General features: G+C 70.2%; 17 protein-coding genes. 8 read left to right on the forward strand and 9 right to left on the reverse strand.

What is annotated here, in order from left to right:
- Positions 1-48 precede the first annotated feature (48 nt).
- From Ato02nite_RS01525 to Ato02nite_RS01535, 3 genes are all read left to right on the forward strand, one after another.
- Positions 49-1,011 (forward strand): glycoside hydrolase family 16 protein, encoded by a 963-nt coding sequence (locus Ato02nite_RS01525; RefSeq protein ID WP_213004491.1) that lies wholly within the window; start codon positions 49-51, stop codon positions 1,009-1,011.
- Positions 1,012-1,137: 126 nt separating this feature from the next.
- Positions 1,138-2,256: a sugar ABC transporter substrate-binding protein gene (locus tag Ato02nite_RS01530; protein WP_213004492.1), complete on the forward strand. Its 1,119-nt coding sequence runs from the start codon at positions 1,138-1,140 to the stop codon at positions 2,254-2,256.
- A 67-nt stretch (positions 2,257-2,323) separates the two neighbouring features.
- Positions 2,324-2,899, forward strand: coding sequence for a hypothetical protein (locus Ato02nite_RS01535; RefSeq protein ID WP_213004493.1), 576 nt, complete (start codon positions 2,324-2,326; stop codon positions 2,897-2,899).
- On the opposite strand, the gene Ato02nite_RS01540 is transcribed toward Ato02nite_RS01535, so the two are convergent.
- From Ato02nite_RS01540 to Ato02nite_RS01550, 3 genes are all read right to left on the reverse strand, one after another.
- Positions 2,896-3,783 (reverse strand): S41 family peptidase, encoded by an 888-nt coding sequence (locus tag Ato02nite_RS01540; RefSeq protein ID WP_213004494.1) that lies wholly within the window; start codon positions 3,781-3,783, stop codon positions 2,896-2,898. The two genes, Ato02nite_RS01535 and Ato02nite_RS01540, sit on opposite strands and share 4 nt — an antisense overlap.
- 74 nt (positions 3,784-3,857) lie before the next feature.
- Complete coding sequence (locus Ato02nite_RS01545; protein ID WP_213004495.1) at positions 3,858-5,042, reverse strand: PucR family transcriptional regulator; 1,185 nt, start codon at positions 5,040-5,042, stop codon at positions 3,858-3,860.
- A gap of 139 nt (positions 5,043-5,181) precedes the next feature.
- Positions 5,182-7,380, reverse strand: a complete 2,199-nt coding sequence (locus tag Ato02nite_RS01550) for an MMPL family transporter (RefSeq protein ID WP_213004496.1) — start codon at positions 7,378-7,380, stop codon at positions 5,182-5,184.
- Between the two features lie 257 nt (positions 7,381-7,637).
- On the opposite strand from Ato02nite_RS01550, the gene Ato02nite_RS01555 reads away from it, so the two are divergent.
- The 4 genes from Ato02nite_RS01555 (at position 7,638) to Ato02nite_RS01570 (ending at position 15,732) form a co-directional block, all read left to right on the forward strand.
- On the forward strand, positions 7,638-8,207 hold the full coding sequence (locus tag Ato02nite_RS01555) for a TetR/AcrR family transcriptional regulator (RefSeq protein ID WP_213004497.1): 570 nt from the start codon (positions 7,638-7,640) through the stop codon (positions 8,205-8,207).
- A gap of 11 nt (positions 8,208-8,218) precedes the next feature.
- The gene (locus Ato02nite_RS01560) at positions 8,219-10,402 is read left to right on the forward strand and encodes an MMPL family transporter (protein ID WP_213004498.1); all 2,184 of its coding nucleotides are present in this window, start codon (positions 8,219-8,221) and stop codon (positions 10,400-10,402) included.
- Between the two features lie 107 nt (positions 10,403-10,509).
- Positions 10,510-15,303, forward strand: a complete 4,794-nt coding sequence (locus tag Ato02nite_RS01565; RefSeq protein ID WP_213004499.1) for a PDDEXK-like endonuclease domain-containing protein — start codon at positions 10,510-10,512, stop codon at positions 15,301-15,303.
- 264 nt (positions 15,304-15,567) lie between these two features.
- Positions 15,568-15,732, forward strand: coding sequence for a hypothetical protein (locus tag Ato02nite_RS01570; protein ID WP_213004500.1), 165 nt, complete (start codon positions 15,568-15,570; stop codon positions 15,730-15,732).
- Here Ato02nite_RS01570 and Ato02nite_RS01575 read toward each other — a convergent pair.
- From Ato02nite_RS01575 to Ato02nite_RS01600, 6 genes are all read right to left on the reverse strand, one after another.
- Positions 15,729-17,081, reverse strand: coding sequence for an NAD(P)/FAD-dependent oxidoreductase (locus Ato02nite_RS01575; protein WP_213004501.1), 1,353 nt, complete (start codon positions 17,079-17,081; stop codon positions 15,729-15,731). The two genes, Ato02nite_RS01570 and Ato02nite_RS01575, sit on opposite strands and share 4 nt — an antisense overlap.
- Before the next feature lie 240 nt (positions 17,082-17,321).
- Positions 17,322-18,425 carry a glycoside hydrolase family 53 protein gene (locus Ato02nite_RS01580; RefSeq protein ID WP_213004502.1) on the reverse strand — a complete coding sequence of 368 codons (1,104 nt, stop codon included), beginning with the start codon at positions 18,423-18,425 and terminating at the stop codon, positions 17,322-17,324.
- 57 nt (positions 18,426-18,482) lie between these two features.
- Positions 18,483-19,520, reverse strand: coding sequence for a LacI family DNA-binding transcriptional regulator (locus tag Ato02nite_RS01585; protein WP_438873004.1), 1,038 nt, complete (start codon positions 19,518-19,520; stop codon positions 18,483-18,485).
- Positions 19,520-20,422, reverse strand: coding sequence for a carbohydrate ABC transporter permease (locus Ato02nite_RS01590; RefSeq protein ID WP_213004503.1), 903 nt, complete (start codon positions 20,420-20,422; stop codon positions 19,520-19,522). The genes Ato02nite_RS01585 and Ato02nite_RS01590 overlap by 1 nt, the downstream gene beginning before the upstream one ends.
- Positions 20,423-20,424: 2 nt before the next feature.
- Positions 20,425-21,372 (reverse strand): carbohydrate ABC transporter permease, encoded by a 948-nt coding sequence (locus tag Ato02nite_RS01595; protein WP_213004504.1) that lies wholly within the window; start codon positions 21,370-21,372, stop codon positions 20,425-20,427.
- Positions 21,373-21,432: 60 nt separating this feature from the next.
- Positions 21,433-22,740: an ABC transporter substrate-binding protein gene (locus Ato02nite_RS01600; RefSeq protein ID WP_213004505.1), complete on the reverse strand. Its 1,308-nt coding sequence runs from the start codon at positions 22,738-22,740 to the stop codon at positions 21,433-21,435.
- A 232-nt stretch (positions 22,741-22,972) separates the two neighbouring features.
- Between Ato02nite_RS01600 and galT the strand changes: the two genes are divergently transcribed.
- A complete protein-coding gene (gene galT / locus Ato02nite_RS52800) occupies positions 22,973-26,506 on the forward strand; it encodes a galactose-1-phosphate uridylyltransferase (RefSeq protein ID WP_307853575.1) in 3,534 nt (1,177 codons plus the stop codon).
- Positions 26,507-26,691: the final 185 nt, after the last annotated feature.

Consider the following 26,691-nt stretch of genomic DNA (forward strand, 5'->3'; position numbering starts at 1 on the left):
CTACGGTCGCGCCACAGTTCGGCCGGCCGTCGTACGCATGGAGGGGTTTTGCTGAAAAGGGTCGTTGCGACCGGCGCGGGGCTTGTTCTCGCGTGTGCCGCCGTGGCGGCGTGTGGAACGAGATCGGCGGACGACGCCGCTCTGAACGATTCCGGCACGTCCGTCACCGTTCCCGGCAGCCTGCCGCCGTCACCCTCCGCCTCGACCGGCCCCGGCACCGGCGTCGGTACCGGTGCGGGCGCCGGCACGTCGGTGCAGAAGCTCGGCGCGGCCATGTACACCACCACCACCACCCCCGCAACGAAGCCCCCGGGCGCCACTACCGAGAGCGGCACGTCGTCGAACCCGGCCGGCTGGGGCAACCCGGTCGCGGTGGAGAACTTCGACGGCCCGCTCTCCGGCACCTGGGGCCGGTACGACGCGCCGAACAGCGATCCGCCCCGCAGTGAGGACCAGGTCACCGTCTCCGGCGGCATGATGCACCTCACCGGCAGCGTCAGCTCGAAGCTCGGCAAGGACGTCGGCGCCGGGGTGAGCTACAACAAGAACCTCAAGTACGGCCGGTGGGAGGTCCGCTTCCGGGTGGATGCCGGTGCCGGTTACGGCCCGGTGATCCTGTTGTGGCCGAAGAACAACGAGGACTGGCCGACGTACGGCGAGATCGACTTCATGGAGATGGGCGACCCGACCCGCCAGGAGTACGGCGCTTACATCCACCACGGCTCGGACAACAACCAGATCGGCAAAGAGAACATCAAGGGTGACTTCACCCAGTGGCACACCGTCGCCGTGGACTGGCTGCCCGACCGGGTCACCTATTACCTGGACGGCAAGAAGATCTGGAACGTGACGGCCGGCATGCTCAAGACGGGCCTGCCCACCGAGTCGGTCATGCACCTGGGGATCCAGCTCGACCAGGGCTGCGACGAGTACATGGGGTGCCGTAACTCGCAGACCCCGGCCAAGGTCGTCATGGACGTCGACTGGGTGAAGGTCTACCAGGCGCCCTGACGTTTATCATTTGTTGATCGATATACCGGAAACTATGTTTGTATCGGTGATGTTAACTGCGGCCGGTCACGCCTTTGGTGGACGCACGTTGACACATCGAGGTTGAGTAATTACTGTTCGGCAGCGATGCTGATCCATATTTGGGCACCCGCATTCCGGAAACTTCGTCGCACCATTGCCGCAGCTTCGGCCGTCCTGCTTCTGGCCGCCTGCACCGGTGGTGATGACTCCGAAGCCGCTGCTGACGACGGTTCCGGGGTGAGCGTCGGGGTGATTCTCGCGGATGTGACAAGTTCGCCCAGGTGGAAGAATCAGGACCCGACGTATTTTCGTGACGCATTTCGCGCGGCCGGAGTTTCCGCCGAGGTTCAGCATGTGGCGGTCGATGGATCGGAATTCGTCGACGTCGGCGAGGAGATGATTCGGCAAGGCGTCAAGGTGCTGATCGTCACAAGCCCGGACTCGGCCGGTGGAAAGGCCCTGATCGCCGGTGCGCGGCGGGAGAAGGTGACGGTCATCGACTACGACCGGCTCACCGTCGGCGGGGGTGCCGACTACCTGGTCGGCTTCGATCCGGAAGAGATCGGGCGGATGCAGGGCTACGCGATGATCAAGTGCCTGGCCCAGAAGGCTCCGGCCAATCCGCTGGTAGCCGAGCTCAACGGGGCGCCGGCCGACAACAACGCCGCGCAGTTGACGGCCGGCCACGAGCTCGTGCTGGAGGCCAAGTACGCCAACGCGGAGTACACCAAGGGGCCGTCGCAGTACGTTCCCGGCTGGGCTCCGGCGCAGGCCAAGGACATCTTCACGCAGATGATCGGGCAGCAGCCGCGGATCGACGGGGTGCTGGCCGCCGACGACGGCATCGCGGCCGCCGCCATCGGGGTGCTGCGCGGGCTCGGCCGCAACGGCAAGGTTCCGGTCACCGGGCAGAACGCGACCGTCGAGGGACTGCGCAACGTCCTCACCGGCGATCAGTGCATGACCGTGTACAAGCGCACCAAGCTGGAGGCCCAGACGGCCGCCAACATCGCCGTTCAACTGGTGCGCGGACAGAAGCCGCCGGTCGGCGCGAAGGTCCGGGACCCGGAGACCAACCTGGAGATCCCGTTCAACGGACTGGTGTCGCTGCCGATCACCGCGGGTGAGGTCAAGGACGTGGTGGCGGACGGTTTCGTCGAGGCGAGCCAGCTGTGCACCGGTCCCTACCAGGAACTCTGCCGGAAGTACGGAGTCATCCGGTAGCGCGATCGGGACCCGATCGTGTCCCGATCGCGGCGGGCGGGTGACCACTGTGGAACAGGGTGTGATCATGCGTCTGTTCCGTTTGATCATGGTCCTGGTGCCGTTCGTGGGGCTGCTCAGTGCGTGCAGCCCGGCGAACGAGCCGATCGCGGGGATGGCCATGCCCGACGGCAAGCCGGTCATTCTTTTCCTGCCCTGTTCCGAGTTCGCCACCGTCAGCGTCAACGACGCCGATCCGCCCGCGCCGGGCTGGGGTTTCACCACCTCGGACGCCGAGCCGGGCAAGGCGGTCGAGCTGCCGCTGTTCGGTCGGCCGGCCGCACCCTGGGACGTCGACGAGGAGCAGCTGACCAGCCTGGAGGCGGGCCGGCGGTACTCACTGGGCGGGCTCAGCTTCCGGCACGCGATCTTCGTCGACTTCACGGTCGACGACCTGGCGCGGCTCGAGCCGGGCGAGGTGCTGGTCAGCAGCCGTAAGGGCACGCTTGCCGCGGTGGGCCGGGACGCCTTCGAGCGCGCCGCGCGCAAGGGCTGCGGAAACCCGGCCGGTCGCGGTTCGCGCGCCCGGCCGTCGGTCACCCCCAGCGTGCCGTCGCTGTCGCCGCTTCCCGGCGAGCCGCGAATCCTCCGGCGTTCCAGCTAGGCCGGTTGGAGGTCGGTGAGGGCCCGGTGCAGGGCGTTCTCGGCGGGATAGGGAACGTGCGGCACCACACCCACGCCCTCCCAGTTGCCGCCGGTCTCGATGTCCCGCACCTCGGCCTCCGGCAGAAGAGCAAGGACCTGCTTCGCCAGCCGTACGGGGGTGACATGGTCGGCGGCGCCCCGGGTGGTCTCGCCGATCAGCGTGGCCCGGTCGCGGACGGCCAGGTGGTAGGCGAGCGCCTCGGCCGACGAGTAGGTGTGCCGGCTGATCAGCACGGTCACCTCCCCGGTGAAGGCGGTGCCGCAGGCCAGCTCGGGCGTCCACCACTGGCGGCGGTGGCCGGGGTAGAGCACCACCGACAGCTGCCGGGAGGTGTCGCCGAGCAGCCACCCGGCCACGGCGGCGGCGGTGGCCGGGTCGCCGCCGCGGTTGGCCCGCAGGTCCAGGATCACCCGGTCGGCGGCTCGGGCCAGGGTGGCCGCCGCGTCCAGGTAGGGGCGGGCCGAGCCGAGCGCTTCGAGCGAGTTCAGCGTGATCAGGCAGTCCCCGTGGTCGAGGTGCCGCACCGCGCCGATGCCGCCGGACCGGCGGGCGATCGCGACCGGGTCGGGTGGCGGCCAGCCGGGCATCTCGTCGTCCGGTGCGCCGCCCACCGCGACGCCGCACGGCTCCAGGTGCAGTTCGAGGTGCCGGGAGTGCCGCCGGGCGACGGCCTCGATCGCCCGGCACGCGGCGGCGTCGACCGGAGCCCGGTCGCCGGCGAACGTCGAGTCCAGCGCGTCGACGAGGCGTTCCCGCCGCGCCCCGGGCGGCATGATGCGGCGCAGCTGCCCGGTCAGCCGCCCGACGAGCTCGCCGGCCGTCCGCACGTCCTCGATCCCCATGCCCTCACGCTAGGCGCCGGCATCGCCGCCGAACCGCTCATCGCGTCTGCCGACCGCAGAAAAGGGACCAGGGGTCAGGACGTCTGCTCGGTGGGGCGGTGGGACCACGAGCTCAGCGCCCACCACCAGCGGACCGTCTCCAGCACCGGCAGGCCCTCGGCCGGAGTGCCGAAACCGGTCAGGTCCTGCAGCCGGCGCAGCCGGTAGCGGACGGTGTTGGGGTGCAGGTGCAGGGCGCCGGCCGTCAGGTCGAGGCGCTGGCCGTGGTCCAGGTAGGCCAGGGCGGTCGCGACCAGCTCGCGGTGGAAGTCCTCGGTGGGGGAGAGAGCACCGAGCAGGCCGTCGCTGAGGAACCCGGCGAGCATGGGCTGGGCGGCCAGGGCCGTCTCGCCGGCCAGTTCCACCACGTCGCAGATGCCGGTGGACTCCCGGAAGCGGGCCGCGTGCAGGGCGGTGCGGCCCAGCCTGTAGGCGGAACGGGCCTGGTCGAGGGTGACCGGCGGGGTGGTCACCACGAGGACGGCCGGGTCGAGGGCGCGGCCGCCGGGCAGCCTCGGGGTCAGCCCGCTGAGCCGGCCGCCGACCGGGGCCAGCACCCCGCCGCAGCGGGCGAAGGCCTGTTCGAGGGCGCGCACCCGGGTCGGGTCGGCCACGTCGGAGACCACGCAGTGGTAGGCGCCGCCGTGGTGCAGGCCGAACCGGGCCGGGTCCTCCTCGGGGGCGGCCGGGCCACCGTCGTCGTCCAGCAGCAGGCGGCGCAGCACCCGGATGCGGGCGGTGCGGTCGTCCCGGTTGAGGTCACGCTCGGCCGAGCGGTAGCCGTCCATCACGTGGCGTTCCAGCTCGGTGCCGTACCGGTCCAGTTTCAGCAGGGCCTGGAGCAGCTCGTCGTACGGAATGCCGGCCTCGCGCCCGCGGTTGATCGCGATCTCCAGCAGGCGGCTGCGGCCGCCGTGCACGCCGGCCAGCAGGCCGGCCACCGGCACGCCCAGCGCGGCTCGCTCGGCGCCGAACCGGCTGGCCTCGCTGAAGTCGAGGTCGGGACCGAAGTCGCCCTCGGCCATCGCCCGCGCGAACGCGGTGAAGCCCGCGGACAGCAGAGCGGCCACGTGCCGGCGGCTCTCGGTCCAGGGCAGCCGGGCCACCTCGGGGAAGTGTTCCCGGGCGTGCGCGACGACGTCGTCGACCAGGTCGGCGTCGGTCGCCAGCTCCTGCACGAGGGCCGCCACCGTGCCGTTGAGAGAGGATTCCAGGGGCATACGGGGGCCGCCCTCGATCGACGTGAGCCTGTCTCTTGTTCCGGTTACGTTACCGGAAGGTAACAGCGGTAGCAGCTGACAAAGACTACAAAAAACGGGCGGACCGCTCCACAGGGGAGCGGTCCGCCACGGGTGCGGATCAGACGCCGATCAGCTCCGGCTGCGGCTCGTCCGAGACGACCGGAGGCCGCCGGGGCCGCATGAAGCGTGGCGCCCACCAGTTCGCCGGGCCCAGCAGGGTCATCAGCGAGGGCAGCACCACGGCCCGGATGATCGTGGCGTCCAGCAGGATCGCCGCGGCCAGGCCGATGCCCAGCTGCTTCATGTCGATCGTGCTGAGCGTCGCGAAGATCGAGAAGACCGCGACCATCACGATGGCGGCGCTGCTGACCGTGCCGGCCGAGCCGGTGATGCCCTCGGCGACCGCCTCCCGGTTGGGCAGGCCCCGGCTCACCGCCTCGCGGATCCGGCTGACCACGAAGACGTGGTAGTCCATCGACAGGCCGAACAGGACCACGAACAGGAACAGCGGCAGCCAGCTGACGATCGCGCCCATCGAGGTGAAGCCGAGCAGACCCTCCGCCCAGTCACCCTGGAAGACCAGGACCAGCAGGCCGTACGCGGCGCCGGCGGAGAGCAGGTTCAGCGCGATCGAGGTGAGCGCCACCACGACCGAGCGGAACGTCCACGCCATCACCAGGAACGTCAGGATCAGCACGAAGCCGGCCACGATCGGCAGGGTCTTCCAGACGTGCGCGGCGTAGTCCTCGCTGTCCGCGACCCCGCCACCGACCGCGTACTTCGCGCCCGCGATACCGCCCAGAGCGGCCGGCACCAGGGTCTGCCGCAGCTCGTGCAGGCTGTCGGCGGCCTCGTCGCTGCGGGTGGAGAACGGCGTGGCGATGTCGAGCACCGACACCGTGCCGTCGGCCGAGACGTCGATCTGCGGGCCGTCCGCCTCCAGCTTCGCGAACAGCGGGTCGGTCTGGGTGCGCTGGGCGAGCCCGGTCAGCGCCGCCTTCACCTCGGCGGCCCGATCGGCGGGTGCCTGCACGACGACGAGGTGGGTGGTGCCGTTGCTGGGGTACGCGGCGGTCAGCCGGTCGTAGGCCTGCATCGCCGGTGTGGTGCGGGGCAGGTCCTCCGTACCCGGGAATTTGAGTTTCATCCCGAGCGCGGGCGCGGCGAGCGCGAGAAGGGCGAGCACACTGACCAGAAGGGTGGCCGCCGGGCGCTTCAGCGCCGGGCTGAGGATCTTGCGCCAGACCTTGCCGGACTCGCCGCCGCGCTTGGCGGTGAGCCGCCAGAGGAACGGCACCCGCGGGCGGTCCACCCAGCGGCCGAGCTTCGCGAGGAGGGCCGGCAGCACGGTGAGCGAGCCGATCACGGCCACCGCGACGACCAGGATCGAACCGGTGGCGAGCGAGGAGAAGGTGGAGTCGCCGGCCAGGAACAGGCCGGCCATCGCGATGATCACCGCGGTGCCGGAGACCACGACGGCGTGCCCGGAGGTCTCGGCGGCGATCTCCACGGCGTCCACGTGGTTGCGGCCGAGCGCCCGTTCCTCGCGTTCCCGGCGCACGTAGAACAGGGAGTAGTCGACGCCGACGGCCATGCCGATCAGCAGGATCACGCTGCTGGTGGCATCGCCCATCGGCACCAGGTGCGAGGCGAGGGTGGAGAGGCCCATCGCGGCGGCGACCGAGGAGAGCGCGAGCAGCAGCGGCACGCCGGCCGCGATGAGCGCGCCGAACGCGATGATCAGGATGAGCAGGGTGACCGGCAGGCTGAGGATCTCGGCCTTCTGGAAGTCGTCGCCGAGCGTGTCGTCGAGGGCCTTGCCGATGGACGGGCCGCCGACCTCCTCGATGCGCAGCCCGGGATGTGCCGCCTGCACCTCGGCGGTCGTGTCGAGCAGCGGCGACACCCGGTCGGAGGCGGTGTCCGGGTCGCCGGACATGGTGATCGGCACGAGCAGCGCGGTGCCGTCGGTGGCCGGGATCGGCTTGCCGACGGACGCGACGCCGGTCACGGAACCCAGGCGGGCGGTGGCGTCGGCGGCCGCGGCTTGCGCGGCCTTGGCGTCCAGCGAGCCGGAGCGCGCGGTGATCAGGATGTTGTCGACGGCCGGTTCGTCGGCGAACTTGCCGTCCTCGATCATGACGTAGGCCCGGCCGGCCTCGCCGATGGCGTCGTCGGACGCCGTTGCCTCGCGGGTGCCGGCCACGTTGCCGCCGACGAAGCACACCGCCACGAAAACCACCCAGAGTGCGATCGCTCGCCACGGGTGCTCGGCGCTCCAGCGCGCCATGCGTACCGTCATCGGCCGCTTTCCCATTTTCCCCGACCCCCTGTTTTCTGTGTCGAAGCTGAAGTTAGGGAGTGCGGGAGCTGGGAACATCGGGGACGGACCCCGGCTGCGCCCGGATCCGTGGACGGCGCGCAATGATCGGATTGACGACTCGGCGCCGTCCCAAGACCCACAAAAGGGACGCCGGACCCCGAGAATCGCTCAGGGGTTCCCCCGAATTTCGTGTGAGGACCACCACGGTCGGTTCCCGACCGGATTGGTCCATCCCGGTCTAGGCTGGCCGCATGCCGCGCCAGACGAAGCAGCAGATCGAGGACGAGATCCTGGAGACCGCCGCCGCGCTGTTCGCCCGGCACGGGTTCAAGGAGACGTCCATCCAGCGCGTGGCCGACGCGGTCGGCTATTCGAAAACCGGCCTCCTGCACCGCTTCCCGACCAAGGAGGCGCTGCAGGCCGCGGTGATCGAGCGGGCCCTCGTCGACCTGCGCCTGATCGCCGCCGAGGCCGAGGGCCTGCCGATCGGTGCCGACCGGGACCGCATCGTCATCACCGGCGTCGCCCGGCTCGCCATGGAGCGCCCCGGAGCGGTCGCGCTGCTGCTCAGCGGGCTGATGAGCGCCCCGGACGGCGAGGCGCTGCAGGAGACCGGTGCCGCGGTCTTCGCCGCCTTCGGTGTCGCCGACCCGGACTGTGTCGCCGAGCACGACCTGCCACGCCTGGTGCGGATCGTCGGTGCGCTGGGCGCGCTCGCCGTGACCACCGTGGCCATGCACGACAAGCTCACCCCCGCCGCCCTCGCGGACATCGTCGAGGTCAGCTACGACGCGCTCGGTCACGAGCGCCCGAAAAAATAGGGACTCCCCTCATGGCAACCCTGCTGCACCGCCTCGGACTGGGTGCCGTCCGGCACCGGCTCATCGTGACCATCGCCTGGCTGGTGGCGCTGGTCGCGGTCGGCGTCGGCGCGGCGACCCTGTCCGGGCCGACCGTCAACACGTTCTCGATCCCGGGCCAGGAGTCCACCACCGCGCTCGATCTGATGAAGCAACGCTTCGGCGACGCCTCGGCCGGGGCCACGGCGCAGGTCGTCTTCGCCGCGCCGGCCGGTGACAAGGTCACCAGCGAGCAGAACGCGGCCGGAATCGCGCAGACCGTCGCGGCGCTGGGCAAGTTGCCCGGCGTGGTCTCGGCCAGCAACCCGCTCGACCCGAAGCAGCCGGTGGTCTCGCAGGACCAGTCGGCGGCGTACAGCACGGTCACCTACGGCGTGCAGGGCTCGGAGATCACCGTCGAGGAGCGGGAGGCGCTGCTCGCCGCGGTCGACCAGGCCCGGGCCGGTCAGCTGACGGTCGAGGTGCGGGGCGAGGCGTCCAAGGAGTCCGGTGCCGACGTCGGCGGCCCGGCCGAGGGTCTCGGCGTGGTGGTCGCCCTGCTGGTGCTGGCTCTGACCTACGGCTCGCTGGTCGCGGCCGGGATGAACCTGCTGACCTCGATCGTCGGCGTGGGTATCGGTGCGGCCGGCATCTTCACCCTGACCGGCTTCGTCGAGCTCCAGTCGACCACCTCGATCCTGGCGATCATGCTCGGCCTCGCGGTCGGCATCGACTACGCACTGTTCATCATCACCCGGTTCCGCCAGGAGCTGCGGCGCGGCCTGCCGGTGTCCGAGGCGGCGGCGATGGCGGTCGGCACCGCCGGCTCGGCGGTCGTGACGGCCGGCCTGACCGTGGTGATCGCCCTGGCCGGCCTCTCGGTGGCCGGCATCCCGTTCCTCACCGAGATGGGTCTGGCCGCCGCGGCCACCATCGTCATCGCCGTGCTCGTCGCGATCACCCTGGTCCCGGCCATCCTGGGCTTCATCGGCCACCGGGCGCTGCCCAAGAAGCTGCGTAACGCCCCGCCGGTCGAGGTGCACGAGGACGAGAGCGGTCGCGGCTTCTTCAAGGGCTGGGCCGGCCTCGTCACCACCAGGCGCTGGGCCAGCCTGGTCATCGCGGTGGCCGCGCTCGCGGTGATCGCCATCCCGGTCACCCGGATGCAGACCTCGCTGATCCTCAAGGAGGTCCCGGGCAGCACCCAGGAGAAGGCCGACACGATCATCGCCGAGCGGTTCGGCCCCGGTTTCGCCGGCCCGCTGCTGGTGCTGGTCGACGGGTCCGGCTCGACCTCCTACGCCGCCACGGTGCAGCAGCAGGTCAGCGCCCTGCCCGGGGTGCTGGTCGCGACCGCGCCGCGGCCGGACGCGAACGGCTCGGCGGCGCTGATCACGATCATCCCGAAGACCGGGCCGGACGACACCGCGACCGTCGACCTGGTCCACGCCATTCGCGACAAGATCAACGACGGACCCGACGCCAAGGTGTACGTGACCGGGCAGACCGCCATCAGCATCGACGTGTCCCAGAAGCTCGACCAGGCCCTGCCGATCTACCTGGTGCTCGTGGTCGGCCTCGCGTTCCTGCTGCTCGTCCTGGTCTTCCGCTCGGTCCTGGTGCCGGTGGCCGGCGTGCTCGGCTTCCTGCTCACGGTCGGTGCCGCTTTCGGCGCCACGGTCGCGGTCTTCCAGTGGGGCTGGCTGGACGTGGTGGTCAACGCCAAGGTCAACGGGCCGCTGCTGAGCCTGTCGCCGATCATCATCGTCGGCATCCTGTTCGGCCTGGCGATGGACTACATGGTGTTCCTGGTGTCGCGGATGCACGAGGCGCACGCCCACGGCGCCGAACCGCGGCAGGCCGTGGTGACCGGCTTCCGGCAGGCCGCCCCGGTGGTGGTCGCGGCCGCCACGATCATGTTCTCGGTCTTCGCCGGCTTCGTCCCGCAGGGCAACGACACGATCAAGCCGATCGCGTTCGCCCTGGCCATCGGCATCCTGTTCGACGCGCTGGTGGTCCGGATGATCGCCATCCCGGCCGCGCTCGCGCTGATCGGCCGGGCCGCCTGGTGGCTGCCGAAGTGGCTGGCCGGGCTGCCCGAGCTGGACGTCGAGGGGGCGGCGCTGGAGCGTCGTGCACCGGCCCCCGCGGAGGGCGAGAAGGTCGCCGCCGGCTGATCGGTGTTTCGCCCGCTTCCTCCCGACTCGCCGGAAATCTGGCGAATATCCGATGGAAGCGGGCGAATCGCCAGCGTGACAGCCGTCCGACTTGCTGCAATTGGGGGATGCGGCCGGATGATGCAGCGGAACTGAGCGAGCAACCCGACGGCGAGGTCAGAGCTGCGCTCGAAACGTGGCGCTCGGGACTCGTCGACCTCACGGATGCCAACCGCCTGCTCAACTTCGGCCGAACGCCCTCGGACGCCGTGGAGATCACCGGGCCGTCCCCCAAGGGCATCCTCAAGGTGCTCCAGGAGGAGGGCGCGTTCGGCTTCCCCGGCGGCGACGAGGACCCGGGCCGCCCGGTGCTCAAGACCGAGCTGGCCGAGCACGACCTCGGTGCGCTGCTGCACCGCTTCTACCGGCGCTCCCGGCAGGAACTGCTCGACCGGGGCGTCTGCTCGCTCTACCTCGCGCTCGGCATGATGCACTGGACCGACGAGCGCAACACCCCGCACCAGAGCCCGATCCTGCTGATCCCGGTGGAGATCGACCCGGCCGGACCGCTGCTGCGGGCCCGCAACGAGGACCCGATCGTCAACCCGGCCCTCGCCCTGCGGATGGATCCGCAGGGCATCGAGCTGCCCGAGGTCAAGGCGCTCGGCGAGCTCGACGTCACCGTGCTGTGGGCGCACATCGACGTGGCCATCGGCGAGCGGCCGGGCTGGTACGCCGACGAGACGGTGATCCTCTCCACCTTCGGCGTGAACCGCGAGTCGATCCACGCCGACCTGCTGGAGAGCGAACCGCACATCGCCGAGCACCCGATCGTGCGTGCCCTGGCCACCCGGGACGCCGAGCGGCGGTTCGCCTTCGACCCGGTCGACCTCGAGCGGATCGACGAGGTCGCGCCGGCCGAGGACGTGCCGTTGCTGCTCGACGCGGACGCCTCCCAGCGGGCCTGCATCGCCGCCGCTACGGCCGGGCACAGCTTCGTGCTCGACGGGCCGCCCGGCAGCGGCAAGTCCCAGACGATCGCGAACATGGTCGGCTGCCTGCTGCACGCCGGCAAACGCGTTCTCGTCGTCTCGGAGAAGGCGGCCGCGCTGGACACCGTGCACCGGCGCCTCGACGAGGCCGGGCTCGGCAACTATCTGCTGCCGCTGCACAGCGACCTGACCGGGCGGCGGGAAGTGGCCGCGACCCTGGTCGAGGCGCTCGACACCGACCCGGTGCCGCTGGCCGCGATGGACCCGATCGACCGGCGCGCGGTGCGCGAACGGAGGGAACGGCTCACCGCGTACGCGGAAAGCCTCAATCGCGTGCGGCCGCCGCTCGGCCGGACCCTGCACGAGATCATCGGGGTGTGCGCCACCCTGCAGGACGTGGCCGCCGCGCCGGTGCCCACCGAGATCCCCGGGGAACTCACGCCGGACGCCCTGGAGCAGATCCGCGAAGCGGTCGGCCGGCTCGGCCGGCTGCGCAGCGAGAGCTACCTGTGGCGGGACGCGATCGAGCGGGAACCGCTGGAGATCACGCTGCGCACGGCCATGGGCGCCCTGCGCGCGCTGGCCGAGACGGTGATCGCCAACGCGGCCCTGGCCGACGCGTTCGACCTGCACGAACCGGCCGGCGCGAGCACCCTCGCCGCGCTCGCCGGGCACGCCGGCCGCCGGCCCGGCGTGATCATGGAGGAGTGGCTGATCGCCTCCAGCCTGCAGCCCGTCCAGCAGGCCGCCGAGGAGCTCACCAAGCACCTGGCCGCGCTGCGCTACGGCGGCATCCCGTGGGCCGAGCTGCCGTCGGCGGCCGAACTCACCGCCGTGCCCGGCCTGGCGCTGACGCCCGAGGCGATCGACCTGCACCCGCTGAACGCGGCCCAGGCCGAGCACCTGGCCAACAAGTTCGCCGAGGAGGCCGACCGGCTGGAGACCCGGCAGGAGAGCCTCGACCGGGTCACCGCCCGGCTCGGCCTGCCCAACGTGGTCACCTTCCCCGACTCGGCCCGGGTCATCAAGATCGCCGAGTTGATCAACCGGGAGAACAAGCCGGAGGCCGCCTGGTTCGCCGAGGGCGGCATGGCCGCCGCGCACGCCGCCGTACGCGCCCTGCGCCGGGCCGTCGAGGCGGTCAACGCGGCCGAGCAGACCGCCCGCCGGCACTTCGACGAGGGCGTGCTCAACGAGCCGATCGAGGAGATGGCCGACCGGCTGACCAACCGGCGCGGCCCCCGCAAGCTGCTGCGCACCTACCGGCGCGACAAGAAGGCGGCCATCGACGCGGCTCTGCCCGAGGTCAAGCCGGAGGACGCGGTCGCCAACGTCGAGGACGCCGCGGCCTGGAAGGCGGCCCTGGACGAACTGGACGAACTCACCGACGAGCACGCCGCGATCCTCGGCCGGCACTGGGAAGGTCTCGACACCGACTTCGCCGCGATCCAGGAGGCGCTGCACAACGCCGACGAGGTGATCCGGGAGACGCCGGCCGAGGCCCTCGCCGCGGTCGTCGTGCACGTCACCGCACCCCGGCCGAACGGCGCGCTGCTGCGCATCGTCAGCGAGGCCAGCGAGGAGTTCGCCCGGTTCCGCACCACGCTGCGTGAACCACCGGCCCGGGCCCCGCGGCCCGAACTGGGCGAGGGCGCCGTGCAGGACGCGGTCACCTGGCTGCGCGCGCACGTCGGCCCGCTGCGGGCCGCCGCCGAGATGCTGCGCGCCTACGGCGGGCCCACCGGGCGCGGCGACATCACCCTCGCCGAGGCCGTCGAGATCGCCGAGCAGCGGCAGGCCGCCGTCGACGCCGAGGCCGCCATCTGGAGCAACGCCGGCCCGCACGCCTCCGTGCTGGGCTCGATCTACCGGGGCACCAAGACCAACGACGAGCTGATGAACCAGATCGTCGCCTGGACCGCCGAGGCCCGCCGCATCCACACCGGGCACGACGCCGGGCTCACCGCCGAGCAGGCGCACGCGCTCGCCGAGGCGACCCCCAGCGAAGGGCTGTCCGCCGCGGTGGCCGGCTGGGACGCGGCCCGCGATCAGGTGCTGAGCGCGTTCGGACCGGACCGGCGGATCGAGCTGACCACCCACCTCGGCGACTACGACAGCGCCCGGGACCTGCTCCTCCAACTGCTGCACGACACCGAAGGGCAGCAGGAGTGGTTCGTCCACTCCGACGCCCGGGACGTGATCCTCGCGTTCGGCCTCGGCGAGGCCCTCGAATACTGCGCCGACCACCACATCCCGCCCGACGAGATCTGGCCGGTGCTGGAGAAGGCGCTCTACCGGGGCTGGGTCGACGCCATCCTGCGTGACGACGAGGGCCTGCAACCGGCCGGCGCCGAGGAACGGGTCCACCTCGTCGAGGCCTTCAGGCTGCTCGACCAGGAACTCAACGGGGGCGCGCTCGCCGACATCGTGTACGCCGTCGAAGCGCGCCGCCCGTCCGCGGCCAACGCCGGCGAACCCGCGCTGATCCGCCGCGAAGGCAGCAAACGCACCGGGCACCTCGCCGTCCGCGACCTGATCGCCCAGGCCCGGCACGCCGTGCAGGCGCTCAAGCCGTGCCTGCTGATGTCACCGCTCGCGGTGAGCCGGCTGCTGCCCCCGGAGATCGAGTTCGACGTCGTGATCATCGACGAGGCGTCCCAGGTGACCACCGCCGACGCGATCAACTGCGTGTACCGCGGGGATGCGCTGATCGTCGTGGGGGACGAGCGGCAACTGCCGCCGACCACCTTCTACGACAAGATCGAGGACGACGTGGTCGACTTCCCGTCGATCTTCGATCTGGCCAAGGAGACCTTCCCGGTCCTGTCGCTGGACTGGCACCACCGCAGCCGGCACGAGGCACTGTTCGCCTTCGCCAATCTCGCCTATTACTCGGGGCGGCTGGTCAGCCTGCCGCGCGCCTACGCCCGGGAGCCCGACCACGGTGTGCAGCTCTATCACGTCGACGGCATCTATCACCGCCTCACCACCTCGGACAATCCGATCGAGGCGGACGCGGTCGCGGCGCGGGTCCTGCACCACTTCACCCATCGGCCGGGGCGGTCGCTGGGGGTGGTGACGCTGTCGGTGGCGCAGGCCGACGCGGTCGACCTCGCCGTGCAGCGGATGATCTCCGAGCGCCCGGACCTCGAGCATCTGCTCGACGACTCCGACCGGCTCAACGGGTTCTTCGTGAAGAGCCTCGAAGCGGTGCAGGGCGACGTCCGGGACGTGATCATCCTGTCGGTCGGTTACGGATACGACGACACCGACAAGATCAGTACGAATTTCGGGGTGTTGAATCGGCCCAGGGGGTGGCGGCGCCTCAATGTGGCCATCACCCGGGCCCGGCAGCGGATCGAGGTCGTCTCCTCCATCCACGCCTCCGACGTGCCGGATATGGGGAACGAGAGCATTCGGCACCTCAAGGCGTTCCTGGAGTACGCCGAGCGGGACGCCGCCACGCTGGGCAAGGAGGTCACCGATCGGGAAGGCATGACCTCGTTCGAGGAGTCGGTGCTTTCCACGATCAAAGGCTGGGGCTTCGAGGTACGGCGTCAGATCGGTGCCGCCGGCCATTGGATCGACCTTGGAGTGTTGCACCCGGAGCACCCGGATGAGGTGTATGCCGTCGGGATCGAATTCGACGGGCCCGGATATCGGAAGGTTGCCGCCGCCCGTGATCGGGATCGGTTGCGGGAGCAGGAGTTGCGGGAGCTCGGGTGGCATATGCACCGGATCTGGTCTACCGCCTGGTATTCGAACCAGGCTGAGGAGGCCGGGCGGTTGCTGGGGGCTGTGCAGCAGGCCCTTGCTGATCCGGCGCCCGGGTTTGATCGGTTGCCGGGGCGGGCCTGGGGTGGCGTTACGCACCGGCCGATCGGGCACGTTCTGGTTGAGCCGTCCATGGAGGATATCGAGCGGCCATGAGCCTTTCGGGGCGCTGCCCCGGAGCCCGGCCTTGCGCCGATCTTGGAGAGTTTGCGTTCGGAGCGGGCGCGAACTCTCCACCTTTGGCCGCGGGTGGACGCGCTTGCCTGGCTGGGTGAGGTCGGCACGGTCCGGCACTCGGTCGTCAACGAGTTCGGGCGGGGAGTTCATGCGCGCGGTCGACACGTTGGCGCACGTGCAGCGGCACCTGCTGTGGATGGCCCGGCGTCGCGCCGTGCTGAGGTGGATCTGCCGGAGGACGTCGTGGTTGCCCTCCGGCAGGTCACGGCGGTGGCCTCGCCGGAAGCGCTGGCCGGGGCCCTTGCTGCCGCCTGGGCCCACGGCCGGCGCTATGGGGAGCTGCTGGCCGGAGGCTCGGTGCCGGGTTCGCTGTTCGAGGAGCTGGACTCCGCCCTTGCCGGCCGCTAGTCCTTGCGGACTATCGCCTCCAGGCGGGTGCGCTCGAACGGGTCGCCGTACTCCTCGATGGCTCGGCGGGCGAACGCCTGCTGGACCGTCGCCACTCGCTCCGAGCGGCCTCGGCCCAGGAAGCTGACCGCCCAGTGCATCACCGCGGTCACCCGGTTCTTGAAGCCGACCAGGTAGAGCAGGTGCACCGCCACCCAGATCAGCCACGCGGGGAAACCGTCCAGGCGCAGCTTGCCGATGCTGGCCACCGCCGAGAAGCGGGAGATGGTCGCCAGGCTGCCCTTGTCGAAGTACTTGAACGGCTTGGGGGCGGGCTTGCCCTCCAGGCGGTTCTTGATGGCTCCGGCGGCGTACCGGCCGCCCTGGATGGCCACCTGGGCCACGCCGGGCAGCTGCTGGCCGTGCTCGTCGTTGAGGTTCATCAGGTCGCCGAGCACGAAGATCTCGGGGTGGCCGGGGACCGTCAGGTCCTTCTCGACGAAGATCCGGCCGGCCCGGTCGGCTTTCGCCCCGGTCTTCTCGGCCAGTTTGCGGGCCAGCGGGGGAGCGGCCACGCCGGCCGCCCAGACCTTGGTCATCGAGCCGATGCGCTCGTGGCCCCGTTCGGTCTCCACCTCGATGCCGGTGGCGTCGACGCCGACCACCTTGGTGTTCAGCTCCACCTCCACGCCCAGCAGGTGCAGCTGGCGCAGCGCTCGCGTGGACAGGTGGTCGCCGAAGGTGTTCAGCACCGCGCCCACCGCGTCGACCAGGATGATTCTGGCCTTGCGGGGGTCGATGTGCTTGTACTGGCCGGGCAGGGTGCGGTGGGCCAGCTCGGCGATCTGACCGGCCATCTCGGTGCCGGTCGGGCCGGCGCCGACCACCACGAAGGTGAGCCAGCGGTCGATGTCTTCCGGGTCGGTGTGCAGGTCGGCGATCTCGAAGGCGCCGAAGATCCGCGCGCGCAGCTCCAGGGCGTCGTCGATGTTCTTCATGCCGGGGGCGTGGTCGGCGTAGCTGTCGTTGCCGAAGTAGGACTGGGTGGCGCCGGCCGCGACGATCAGCGTGTCGTACTCGACCTCGTAGTCGATGCCGGGGCCGGAGACCTTGACGACCTTGTTGTCGGTGTCGATCTCGCGGGCCCAGCCGAGGCGTACGTCCACGTTCTTCTGCCGTTTGAGCACCTCGCGGATCGGCGGCGCGATCTCGCCCTCGCTGAGGATGCCGGTGGCCACCTGGTAGAGCAGGGGCTGGAAGAGGTGGTACGCCGTACCGTTGATCAGGGTGATGTCGACCGGGGCGTTCTTCAGAGATTTGATCGCGAAGAGTCCGCCGAACCCGGCTCCGATGACAACCACACGATGCATTTTGGCTCCCGTCTTTCACTACATAGAGCGCCCTGATCAGCGTGATTATGCCGTGAAGCGGGACACCTCAAAGGGCCCGGCGACAAGAATCACGCTGAGTTGACCGGCTCCGCTTCGCTCCGCGGGAGCGATCGCCCTTGAGGCCAATGACGAGGCCCCGGTTTTCCAACACCGCAAACCCCACGGCGTCGAAAAACCGGGGCCTCGTCATTGACGGCGATCGCCCAGCCCTTCCCGGGTTTAAGGCGTCCAGACCAGGTTCGGGTTCACGTGGCCGGTCCAGTCGAACGTGGCCATGTTGTCCCAGCCGTCACCCGTACCGTTGATGTTGGCCGGGTCCCAGCCGTTGCCCTTGATCGCATACCAGGTGGGCTCCCAGTAGAAGACGCCCACCGCGCCGGCGTTGCGTGCGGTGTTCTGCACGTAGGTGAACTGTGTCGCCTGGCCGGCCCAGCTCGCCGGCTGGCCGTCGCAGAGCACGGTGCCGGGGATCGAGTTGGACTGGCTGTCGGCGTTGGCGGTGGTGAACTGGTACGCCGTCTCGGCGATCACCACCGGCTTGCCGTAACGGGACTTCACGTCGGCGATGACGTTGTAGAGGTTCGCCAGCGTGCCGTGCCACATGCAGTAGTAGGACAGGGCGGTCACGTCCCAGACGACGCCCTGGGCCTTGATGCCGTCGTAGAACCAGCGGGCGTTCGCGTCGCTGTCCGCGTCGGCGGTGTGGATCCACACCTGGGTCGAGCTGTTGCAGGCCTTCGTCGCGTTGTAGCCCTGCTTGAGCAGGCCGGCCAGCGGGGCGAAGTTGCTGCTGGTCACCTGGCCCTTGGGCCACAGCATGCCGACGTTGATCTCGTTGCCGATCTGCACGCTGTCCGGCGTGGTGCCCTGCGCCTTCAGCGCGGTGCACACGTCGTAGGTGTAGTTGTAGACATCGGTGCCCAGCTGCGACAGCGAGTGCGACGCCCAGGCGGCCGGCGGGTACTGCTTGCCGGGGTCGGCCCAGGTGTCCGAGTAGTGGAAGTCGATCAGCAGCTTCAGACCCTTGGCCTTGATCGCCTTCGCCTGTTGCAGAACCTTGGCCTTGTTGTTGTAGCCGCTGGCCGGGTTGTTCCAGATGCGCAGCCGCATGTAGTTGGCCCCGGCCGACTTCAGGATGTCGTACGGGTCGGCGGCCGTACCGGCCTTGTTGTAGTACTTCGCGCCGAGGTCGAGGCTGCGTTGCAGCGAGGACACGTCCGCACCGAGCATGGTGAGGGTGTTCGCCGCGTGGGCGGGGGTAGCGAGCGCGAGCGGCAGCGCGAGGACGAGCGCTGCTGCGACGGCTCTCAGGGACGGTTTCATGACGCTCCTTCGTTCGAAGAAACGGGGGAAACCGGCGGTCGGTGGCTCCGCCGGAACTCAGGCGGGCGACGAGTCCCGGATCACCAGCGTGGTGGGCACGGTGATCGAGAGGGGCGTACGCCCGTTGATGACGTCCGTGAGGAGACGGACCATCTCTTCGCTGATCCGGTCCAGGGGATGCCGGACCGTGGTGAGGGACGGGTCGAGCGTGGCCGCCAGACCCGAGTCGTCGAAGCCGACCACCCGCACGTCGCCGGGCACGTCCTTACCGGCCTCGCGCAGCACCGGCAGCGCGCCGGCGGCCATCGCGTCCGAGGCGGCGAACACCGCGTCCAGGTCGGGGGCCTGGTCGAGGAGTTGCCGCATGGCGGCGGCGCCGCTGGCCCGGCCCCAGTCACCGGGCACGATCCGGGCCGGCTCGACCGGCAGGCCGTGCGCGAACAGGGCATCGGTGTAGCCCTGGAGCCGGTCGACGCCGCCGACCATGTCCTGCGGTCCGGTGATCGTGGCGATCCGCGTGCAGCCTTTCGAGATCAGATGCTCGACGGCCGAGCGGCCGCCGGAGCGGTCGTCGGCCATCACCGAGCTGATCTGCTGCTCGTAGCCGAGGACCCGGCCGCACGCGACGATCGGCACCTCGGCCTGCACCAGGTGGCTGAGCAGCGGGTCACCGGAGTGCGGCGACACCAGCAGCACCCCGTCGACGTGCCCGCCGGACAGGTAGGCGGTGGTGCGGTTCCGCTCCTCCGGGGTCGACGCGATCATCAGGATCAGCGTCAGTTCCCGGTCGGAGAGGGCCTGGGCGACCCCGCGCAGCAGCACCGAGAAGTTGGGGTCCTCGAAGAGCAGGTGCTGCGGCTCGGTGAGCAGGAACGCGATCGACCCGGACTTGCCGGTGGCCAGCGAGCGGGCGTGCGGGTTCGCCGTGTAACCGGTCCGGGCGATGGCCTCCCGCACGGTGCGGACGGCTTCGGGGCTGACCCATTCCCGGCCGTTCAGAACCCGGGAGACGGTGGCGTAGGAGACCCCGGCCTCGCGCGCCACGTCGCGGATGGTGGGCCGCTTTCGCACGTTCGGGACTATAGACTGCGCCATCACGCCTTCACCGCGCCCGCGCCGAGATCCACTCGCCAGTACCGTTGCAGGCCCAGGAAGAGCGCCACCAGCGGGATGATCGAGATGAGTGCCCCGGTGACCACCGTGATGTACATCGACGGCTGGTTCGCACCCTGGTTCAGCAGGCCGGAGAGGCCCACGGTCAGCGGGTAGAGATGGTCGTCGCCGAGCATGATGTACGGCAGCATGAAGTTGTTCCAGATCGCCACGAACTGGAAGAGGAAGACCGTGACCAGGCCGGACTTCATCATCGGCAGCACCACCCGGCCGAAGGTGCGCCAGTCGCCGGCGCCGTCGATCCGGGCCGCCTCCAGCACCTCGGTCGGAACGGTCGCGGCCGCGAAGATCCGGGACAGATAGATCCCGTACGGGGAGATCATGCTGGGCAGCAGCACCGACCAGTACGTGTTGGTCAGCCCGACCTTGGCCAGCAGCAGGTACTGCGGGATGGCCAGGATGACGCCCGGCACCAGCACGCCGGCCAGGATCACGTTGAACACGAACCTCTTGCCCGGGAAGTCGTACTTGGCCAGCGCGAAGCCGGACATCGCCGAGACCAGGGTGGAGACGGCCGCGCCGACCCCGGCGTACAGGGCGGTGTTGGCCATCCAGCGCCAGTACAGGCCGTTCCGGTAGGCGAACAGGTCGCCGATGTTGTCGAACAGGTGGGTGCTGGGCGCCAGGGTGAACGTGGAGAACAGCTCGCCGGAGCTCTTGGTCGAGGCGATCAGCACCCAGAGCACCGGGAACAGGCAGTACACGGCGCCGAGCAGCAACAGGACGGTGGCCAGGGTGCTGTTCTTGCGGTTGCCCCGGCGGTTCTTCTTGTCCGGAAGGGCGGCGGTGACCGGCACCGCCGGGAGGGCAGTCGAGACGGTCATGGTCAGTCCTCCTGGTTGAAGGCCCGGTTCCCGACGAGCTTGAGGAACCCGAAGGACACGGCGAAGGTGGCGACCGCGATGACCACCGAGGTGGCCGCGGCGGAGTAGATGTCGTTGCGGACGAAGGCGTCCCGGTAGACCTTCATCAGTGGCGTCCAGGTGCTGGAGATGGTGTTGCTCAGCGGCTTCAGCGTCATCGGCTCGGCGAAGACCTGCAGCGTCGCGATCAGCGAGAAGACGAACGTCATGATCAGGCTGGGCAGCACGATCGGGATCTTGATGCGCCAGGCGATCTGCTTGTCACTCGCGCCGTCGAGGCGGGCTGCCTCGAACAGGTCGGTCGGGATCGCCCGCAGCGCGGTGTAGATGACGATCATGTTGAATCCGGTGCCGCCCCAGACCGCGATGTTGGCGACCGCCCACAGCACCCACGAACCGGTCAGCACGTCCGGGGGCTCGACGCCGAACATCTGCACCACGTCGGTGAACGGGCTGACCCGGGGAAGATAGAGAAAACCCCAGAGCAAGGAGCCGACCACCGCGGGTACGGCGTACGGCAGGAAGATCGCCGTACGGGAGAAGGTGCCGACCCGGGTGCGGCCGGCGTCCAGCAGCAGGGCCATCAGCAGCGCGAGACCGAGCATGGTGGGGACCACGATCAGGCCGTACGCGCCGATCCGGTAGACGCTGGGCAGGAAGTCCGGGTCGGTCAGCGAGCGGGCGTAGTTGCTCATCCCGGCCCACACCTCGGTGCGCGCCCCGGCACCGAGCCCGAGTCCGCTGACCTTGACCCGGCGCAGGCTCAGGTAGGCGGCGTAGCCGATCGGTGCGGCGAAGAACGCCACGAAGAGGATCAGGGCGGGCGCGAGGAACGAGTACGGGGCCCCGGCGCGCCGGCCGCGGCGGGTGGCCGTCCGGGGCGTACGTGTTTCGGTGGGGAGTGCCGTCACGGCCGTCACCCTTTCTCGGGCTGTGCGGCGCGGCTCTCGCCGCGCCGCATCAGGGGTGGATCAGCCGGCGACCTTGAAGCCGGTGTTCTTCATGTCGTCGACCGTGGTCTGCTGCATCGTGGTCAGCGCGGCCGGGAAGTCGGCGGCCTTCTTCGAGGCGGCCGCCTTGCCGAAGGCGTCGTTGTAGGCGGAGTAGGCCACGTTGACGTTCGGCCCGTACGTGAACGGCTTGGTGATCTTGGCGGCCTCGGCCGCGACCGTGTAGAAGTCGCTCTGGTTCGACAGGAACGCCGGGGGCGCGGTCAGCGCGGCGCCCGAGTCGACGCTGGCCGGGTAGACGTTGGCCGTGCCGGCCAGGGCCTTGATGCCGGCCGGGTCGGTGTTGAGCCAGGCGATGAACTGCGCGGCCTGCTCCTTGTGCTTGCTCTGGGTGGTGACGCTGGTGGCCGAGCCGCCCCAGTTGCCGTTGGCCGGTGACGCCGCGTCCCACTGCGGGAGCAGAGCGGCCTTCCACTTGCCCTTGGTGCTCGCCGCGTTGCCCTCGAGGACGCCGGGACCCCACACCGAGCTGGTCCAGCCGACCTGGGTGCCGTCGTTGAGGGCCGCGTTCCACTCCGGGGTGTACATCGGCTTGTTGTCGATGACGCCCTCCTGCACCAGGCCGCCCCAGTAGGTGGCGACCTTCTGGGTGGCGGCGTCGTTGATCGCGACCGACCAGGTGTCCCCGTTGATGCCCCACCAGGAGGCGCCCGCCTGCTGGGAGAGGCCGGCGAACCAGCCCGCGTCGGTGGCCGAGAACGTGCCGAGGTACTGCTTCTTGTTCGCGGCGTGGATCTTGCGGGCCGCCGCCGCGTAGTCGTCCCAGGTCTTCGGGGCCTGGAGGCCGAGCTTCTCGAAGACGTCGGTGCGGTAGTAGAACATCATCGGGCCGGAGTCCTGCGGGACGCCGTAGAGGGCCTCGCCGCCGAGGGTGACGGCGTTCCAGGCCGACTCCGGGAACTTCGCCTTGAGGCTGCCGGCCTCCTTGTTGATGTCGGCGAGCGCGTTGGCCGAGACCAGGGTGGGCATCTTCTGGTACTCGGCCTGCATCACGTCGGGGGCGCCGCTGCCGGCCTTGATCGCGGTGAGCAGCTTGGTGACGGCGGGGTCGCCCCCGTCCTGCTTGTTGACGGTGACGTGGATGTCGGGGTGGGTGGTGTTCCAGCCCTCGACGACCTTGTCCATGTTCGGCGCCCAGGTCCAGTAGGTCAGTTCGACCTTCTCGCCGGGCTTGGTGGCGGTGGAGCCACTGTCGCTGTCGTCGGAGCTGGAGCAGGCACCGGTCATCAAAAGGGCGGCGGCGAGAACGCCTGCGAATGTCTTCTTCATCGATCCTCCTCGATCGGCGGGCCACGGTGGGCGCGGCCGCGGTCGCTGCCGGGGGAGACGTGCGTCACCGAACAGGACCTGTGACCGGTTACAGTGCTGCTCGTTTACGGGATTGTCAAGTGCTTGCGTCCAGCCGGTTAAAACGCTGTATCGTGCGGAGACCTGAACCTGTGACCGGTTACAGTCCGGCGCGGTTTTGTTTGCCACACCGTTCGTCGCAGAGGAGCCACCCGTGCCTACCGAACCCCTCGCCGTTCGGCACCATCCCTGGTCAGAGCCGCTGCGCCGGCCACGGATGAGCAATGACGAGGACGCGCGCCTCGGGGTCTCGCTGACCAGCCGGTACCTCACCCGCGACGGCGTCCCGGTCATCCCCGTCTCCGGGGAGATCCACTACAGTCGCGTCCCGCGCGCCCGCTGGCGGCAGCGCCTGCGGCAGATGCGCGCCGGTGGCGTCACCGTCGCGGCCAGCTACGTCTTCTGGCTGCACCACGTCGAACACCGGGACGCGCCGCGCTTCGACGGCAACCTCGACGTGGCCGCGTTCGTCGACCTCGCCGTCGCCGAGGGGCTCGACGTCATCCTGCGGCTCGGCCCCTGGTGCCACGGCGAGACCCGCAACGGCGGCTTCCCCGACTGGGTCCAGCAGGCGCCGGTGCGGCACCGCACCGACGACCCCGGCTACCTGGCGATGGTGCGCGAGTGGTTCGGGCAGATCGCTGCTGCTCTGGACGGGCGCTGCGGCCCGGACGGCCCGGTGATCGGCATCCAGATCGAGAACGAGCTGTACGACCAGCCCGGCCACCTCCGCACGCTCAAACGCCTCGCCCGCGAGGCCGGAATGTCCGCGCCGCTGTGGACCGCCACCGCCTGGGGCGGCGCCGACCTGCCCGCCGAGGAGCTGCTCCCGCTCTACGGTGGTTACGGCGACGGCTTCTGGGTCGACTCCGACGCGGCCTGGGACCCCACGTTCCGCGACCACTACTTCTTCTCGCACGTCTGGGACGACCCCGGCATCGGCGCCGACGTCCGCCGCATGCAACTGCAGGGGATGCGGGCCGACACCGCCCATCCGCGTACGCCGTCGGAGCTCTTCCCGCCGGCGACCTGCGAGCTCGGCGGCGGCATGGCCACCGCCTACCATCGCCGGCCGAGGCCGGCCGCCCTCGACGTCGCGGCCATCGCCCATTGCAAGATCGGCAACGGGTCGGCCTGGCAGGGCTATTACATGTACGCCGGGGGAACGAACCCACCCGGCGGTCTGCAGGAGTCGCACGACACCGGATATCCGAACGACCTGCCACAGCTCGGCTACGACTTCGGCGCGCCGATCGGCGAGGCCGGGCTGCCGGCCGAGAGCCACGCCCTGCTCCGGCAGCAGCACGCGTTCCTCGCCGCGTTCGGGTCGTCGCTCGCGGAAATGCCGTCCAGCCTGCCCGAGGTGCGGCCCAGCGGCGTCGAGGACTCCGGCACGCTGCGCTGGGCGCTGCGCAGCGACGGCGAGAGCGGTTTCCTGTTCATCGCCTGGCATCAGCCGCACGTGCCGCTGGACCTCTACCGCGGTGCCCGGTTCCGGGTGGAACTTTCCGGCTCCGAAATCGTTCTTCCCTCGGAGCCGATCGACATTCCGGCCGGCACCCTGGCTCGCTGGCCGCTGGCGCTCACTCTCGGTGGCGTGCGGCTCGACTGGGCCACCGCGTCCGCGCTTACCGTGCTGCCGGGCGCGGTAGCAACGCTCGTGCTGGTCGCCGAGGCCGGTATCGAGGTCACCTACTCGGTCGGCGGTTCCCCCGCCACCGTTGAGCCGGGCCTGTCGCCGGTCCGGCTCCGGCATGACGGCGGCGAGCTGGACCTCCTGGTCCTGCCCGCCGCCGTCGCCGCCGAGGTGTGGGTCTGCGAGGCCGGACCGGCCCGTCGCTTGCTGCTGTCTGCGGCCGAGTTGACCTGGGGCCCCGACGGGCGGATCGAATCCACCGGGCCGGGCGTCCGCATGTACGACCCGGCCGGCCGGGCGTTCGCCGATCTCCCGCTGGAGAGCGCGTCGGCCACCGAGCGTTCGTTCTCCGAGCGTTCGTTCTCCGAACGTAAGAGCGACGAACGTTCGTCCGCCGAACGTAAGGACGACGAACGTTCGTCTCACGAACGTAAGGGCGACGAACGTAAGGGCGACGAACGTTCGTTGGACGAACGTAAGGGCGACTTACGTTTTTCGGGGGGCGGGGCCGGGACTGTCGGTGCGGAGCTTGTGCGGCAGGCCGGTGGGGCCGTTCCGGTGGGTTACGAGAAGTTCGACGGGCGGCAGTCGGCGCCCTCGCCGGCGGTGTTCGAGGAGCTTGCGGCCGTCTACCGGGTGGTGCTGCCGGCCTGGGTCGCGGAGCCGGGGGCCGACGGCTACCTGCGGATCCGCTGGGCCGGGGACGTCGGGCAACTGCGGGTCGACGGGCGGGTGGCCACCGACCGGTTCTGGGACGGCTCGGAGTGGATCGTCAGCCTGCGCGACGCGGGAGTCCGGGACGGTTCCGAGGTCACGCTGCACCTGCTGCCGCTGGCGGTCGGGTCGACGATCTCGCTGCCCGAGGATGCCGGGGACCGCCTGGCCGCCGCGGACGGGCAGCTTCTCGCGATCGACTCGCTCGCGGTCGAGGGGCGGACGGTCTGGCGGGAGCCGCACCGGGTTCGGCGCACGTCGCGGTCGATGGCCGACGGGCGGGAGATCATCTACTTCGACGACACCGAGCCGTACGGGGCTCGCGACGCCGTCGACCGGCGGCCGCTGCCGGCCGCCGCGGACGCGCCCGGGCCGGAGATGCGCTACGACCCGCTCACCGGGGAGTGGATCGCGATCGCCGCGCACCGCAACGACCGGACCTTCCTGCCCGCGGCCGACCAGGATCCGCTCGCGCCCACCACGCCGGGCGGCTTCCCCACCGAGATCGCGGAAGCCTCCTACGACGTGGTGGTGTTCGAGAACCGGTTCCCGTCGTTCTCGCCCCGGGTGTCGGGCGATCCGGAACTCGTGGACGGAAGTTCACTGTGGCCGGTGCGGCCGGCTGCCGGGCGTACCGAAGTGGTCTGCTTCTCCTCGGCCCCGAAGGGGTCGTTCGGCAGCCTGAGCCCGCACCGGGCCCGGACCGTGATCGAAGCCTGGGCCGACCGGACCGCCGACCTCGGCTCGCGTGACGACGTCGAGTACGTCTTCCCGTTCGAGAACCGCGGCCGCGAGATCGGGGTGACGCTGCCGCATCCGCACGGGCAGATCTACGCGTTCCCGTTCGTGCCGCCGAAAGCCGCCCGGATGATCGAGATGGCGTCCGGGCACACCGGCGGGAACCTGTTCCGGGACATCCTCGACGCCGAGCGGCGGGCCGGGACGCGGGTCGTCGTGGAGTCGGCGCACTGGACCGCCTACGTCCCGGCGGCCTCGCGGTGGCCGGTCGAGGTGCACCTGGCGCCGCACCGGGACGTGCCCGACCTGCCGGCGCTGAACTCGGCCGAGCGCGACGATCTGGCACTGATCTACCTGGACGTGCTGGGCCGCTTCGACCGCTACTTCCCGGGGGTGCGCGAAACGCCGTACATCTCGGGGGTCTTCCAGGCCCCGAGTCGCACCCACCGCGACCTTTTCCGCCTGCATCTGCAGGTTTTCTCGATTCTGCGGGCGCCCGGGAAACTGAAGTACCTGGCCGGGGTGGAATCGGCGATGGGCTCGTGGATCAGCGACACGACACCCGAGAAGGCCGCCGCCCGCCTTCGTTCGCTGGGCTGATCCCGCCGGTGGGGGTGCCGGTCGGAGCCGGCGCCGGCACCCCCTCATCCGGCGCTCAGCCGGTGATCCTTTTCGGGCAGCCCTCCCATTTAAAATCTGCCACCGTCAATATGTGGCGTCAATGAATTCCATTTGCAGATTTGTTGCAGAATCGGTGGCTTTTATTGGTGTCGATGCGCGGCGCA

The sequence above is a fragment of the Paractinoplanes toevensis genome (genome assembly GCF_018332695.1).
Lineage (GTDB): Bacteria > Actinomycetota > Actinomycetes > Mycobacteriales > Micromonosporaceae > Actinoplanes > Actinoplanes toevensis.